A 3,696-nucleotide genomic window follows, 5' to 3' on the forward strand; every position below is an offset into this window, starting at 1 on the left:
CAATAGACAAATACGTCTATCGATGTGGTTTTATACATCATATAACAAGAATAATTAAAGCATATAAACAGAGAAATCAATCTGTCTATGTGCTTTTTTTGTATCTCTGGATATTTTTTAATGTTTTTTCAATTCTTAATAAAGGTATTACAACAGGAGCATCAAATAATATGCAACTTGTAATGCAAAATAAAAATTTAATTAATACTATGAAAAAAATAGATATTCAATTAAATAGAATTGATGAATGTGAAAGTATTGGTATGTGGGAATGTGCTGCATATGTATTATCAGATAATCAAGAAACAACAGAAATGGTAGCTGGAACTTATAAAGCCTTGATGAAAGGAGACGAATCAGGGATAGAAACTTCAGCTATAAATTTTTGGGGACGTCAGAATGTAAAAGAACTTTCTCTTTTAAGGGAATATATAACTAATTTTATTCATCCAGTATTTAAGTATACTTCTGGGAATAATATAGTTCCAGTAACTCCAGCATCTTTAGTAAGTAGCAATGAATTAGCTATTCAAATGGGACTTCCAAGAAAATCAGTTTGTGGTTTTCCAGTTATAGAACATGCAGACTTTGGAAAAGAAGTGGTTCGATATAATTATAATAAAAGGGAAAAAGATTTCTTATTAGGACAAGTTTTTAGTATGGGTAGTGAAACTAAAACGGATGTAAATCTTAATTGCAATTCATTAACAATGCATACTTTTATAACTGGCTCAACAGGATCGGGAAAGAGTAATACTGTTTATGAAATTCTTAACCAATTAAGAACTTTATATAGAATTCCATTTTTAGTAGTTGAACCTGCAAAGGGAGAATATAAAAATATATTTGGGCAATTTAGTGATGTTACTGTATATGGGACAAATCCAAAAGTTTCAGAATTATTAAAGATTAATCCTTTTAGATTTCCAAAAGGCGTGCATGTCTTAGAACATTTAGATAGATTAGTTGAGATATTTAATGTTTGTTGGCCTATGTATGCAGCTATGCCTGCTATATTAAAAGAGGCTATGGAAAATGCTTATGTTGAAGTAGGTTGGAATGTAAGCACATCTAAAAATAAAAAAGGAGATATATATCCAAACTTTTCGGATTTACTAGAGCAAATTGAATGCGTAATTAATAATTCAAAATATTCATCAGATAGTAAAGGAGATTATTCTGGTGCATTATTAACTAGAGTGCGTTCTTTAACAAATGGATTAAATGGTCAAATATTTTGTTCAGATGACTTAAAAGATGAAGAATTGTTTGATAGAAATGTTATTATTGATTTAAGTCGTGTAGGATCGATGGAAACAAAATCATTAATTATGGGACTTCTTGTAATGCGTCTTAATGAATATAGAATGGATTCAGGAAAGATTAATAGTCCACTATCACATATTACTGTTTTAGAAGAGGCTCATAATTTATTAAAAAGAACATCTACTGAGCAATCATCTGAAACTTCAAATTTACTTGGTAAATCTGTAGAATTATTAGCAAATTCTATAGCTGAAATGAGAACCTATGGAGAAGGATTTATTATTGCAGATCAATCACCAGGTTTACTAGATATGTCTGTAATTAGAAATACAAACACAAAAATAATTTTAAGATTGCCAGAGAAAACAGATAGAGAACTTGTCGGTTATGCAGCTAATCTTAATGATGATCAAATACAAGAATTAGCAAAGCTAAAGCAAGGAGTAGCAGCTATATATCAAAATGATTGGGTTGAACCTATATTAGTTAAAATTAATAGATGTGATATATCTGAGGTACCATATCATTTTAATTCGTATGAAAAAGCATGTGATACAGATGATATACTTTCACATTTGATTAATTTGCTTATTTTGGGAAGAGTAGATGAAAATTTGAAAATTGATATTAATAAAATAGAAAAAGGTATAAATCTTCTTGGACTTTCTACAAGGAATATAGAATTTATAGAAGAAATAGTTGCTGAATATAAAGAAACTAGGAAACTAGAAATATGGAATGACTCTAATTTTATAAGGTTATCTAGTAAGATTGTTGATATTCTGAATGTACAAAATAGAATTGAAAATTGTGTTTTAAATGCACACGATAATAAGGAATTAACAGAAATGCTTAAAAATATTACAATTCAAATAATTCCTAAAGCAAGTGAAGCGGTGATTCTTACACTTAGTCAATGTTTTATGAAGAATATGAGTATTCAACAAGATGAAAGCGAAACTCGTCAGCGTATTTATAGAAATTGGATAGATTCTGTAATGGGAAAGGTGCATTAATTTATGAATGAATTTAACTCTTTTAAGGATGTAAATGATGAATTTAATAATAAATTTGAAAATAGTGATTTAGGGAAACAAGCGAAAAATTTAGATATTAATGATAATTATGATATTCCTATTACAAAAGAAGTTAGACCAGCAATCAAAAATAAAATAGATGGATTACAAAGAGAACAGGATGTTCGTGAGGAACTTGAAAAACAATATTCATCTGAAAAAGGATATTCTATTATATCAGAAGCTTATCTTAGAGATAAAGATGGTAAAATAGTAAAAGATTCTGTAAGTGGAGAAGCTAGAAGAATTGATTTTATTGTTGTAAAAGATGATAAGGTTGTTGATTCTATTGAAGTAACTTCAAAAACGGCAGATAAAACTATTCAATCAGCTAAAGAAGAACGAATTCGAGATATGGGTGGAAATTATATTCGAGATAATGATAGAAATCTTATTGAAATATCTGATACAGTACACACAAGAATAGAAAGGAGGGATTAATTTATGAAAATTTTTGATAAAGCAAAATGGCACATTGATGCTGGAGAAGATGTTAGTCAAGTTATAAATAGAATGAAAGTTATATTTAAATTTCTTGATGAAAAAGATATGCTTACAGATGAAGGTAAAGAAATACTTGAAATTGGTATCGATAGTAGCGTTTCATTAAATGAAAAAATGGTTACAAAAAAAGGATATGTATTTTTAGATAAATATTATGATAAAGTAATAGGATTTCAATTTCAAGAAATGGCATTAGAACTAAAAAAATTGTATGCTAATTTTAAATATGTTTAATTATAATGTCTAATTGCTAAAGGATATGTAATTGATAAAATTAAAGATATTTTCAAAGAAAAAGAAATTGAAGAGAGATCATAAAATGAAAGATAAACATGGTTATAAAGGAAGTAGAATGTACTAACTCAAACTGTAAAATTAAAAAAAGTGTGATAAATGTTACTTAATTATAGCAAAATAAGGTATATAATTATAATGATAAGAGTAATTAGTTTTAGACAAATTACTCTTTATGTATTTAAACAAAAGATTTAATGAGGTGATGTTTAATATGAGTAATGATCATATAAACTGCTGTGATGGATGTAGAGGAAGATATTGCGCAAGTAAGGTTCCAATATTTGAAAACTTAGAAGAAAATGAGCTTTCTAAAATAGTGCAAAGCATTGATCATAGACAGTATATAAAAGGAGAATTATTATTTGATGAAGGAAGCACAGCAAATAATATGTTCTTTATTAATGAAGGAAAAATTAAATTATATAAATATACTAAAGAAGGAAAAGAACAAATATTACATATATTATCAGAAGGCGAATTCTTTGGTGAACTTAATTTAGTAAAAAGTTCTATCCATAACTTTAATGCTAAAGCAATAAAGAATTCTAAAATA

4 protein-coding genes are annotated in these 3,696 nt (G+C 27.3%); all 4 read left to right on the forward strand.

Annotated elements, in window-relative coordinates; translation table 11 throughout:
• The first annotated feature begins 170 nt into the window (after positions 1-170).
• Entirely contained in the window at positions 171-2,282 is a 2,112-nt protein-coding gene (locus tag SPJ33_RS00575; protein WP_321116021.1) for an ATP-binding protein, read from the forward strand.
• Between the two features lie 3 nt (positions 2,283-2,285).
• The gene (locus tag SPJ33_RS00580) at positions 2,286-2,783 is read left to right on the forward strand and encodes a hypothetical protein (RefSeq protein WP_321116022.1); all 498 of its coding nucleotides are present in this window, start codon (positions 2,286-2,288) and stop codon (positions 2,781-2,783) included.
• A gap of 3 nt (positions 2,784-2,786) precedes the next feature.
• Positions 2,787-3,080 (forward strand): hypothetical protein, encoded by a 294-nt coding sequence (locus SPJ33_RS00585; RefSeq protein WP_321116023.1) that lies wholly within the window; start codon positions 2,787-2,789, stop codon positions 3,078-3,080.
• Between the two features lie 274 nt (positions 3,081-3,354).
• Positions 3,355-3,696: cyclic nucleotide-binding domain-containing protein (locus SPJ33_RS00590; protein ID WP_321116024.1), on the forward strand; the 342-nt coding region annotated here is incomplete at its 3' end.

The sequence above is a fragment of the Clostridium sp. genome, from assembly GCF_034179595.1.
In the GTDB taxonomy this organism is placed as follows: Bacteria; Bacillota; Clostridia; order Clostridiales; family Clostridiaceae; genus Clostridium.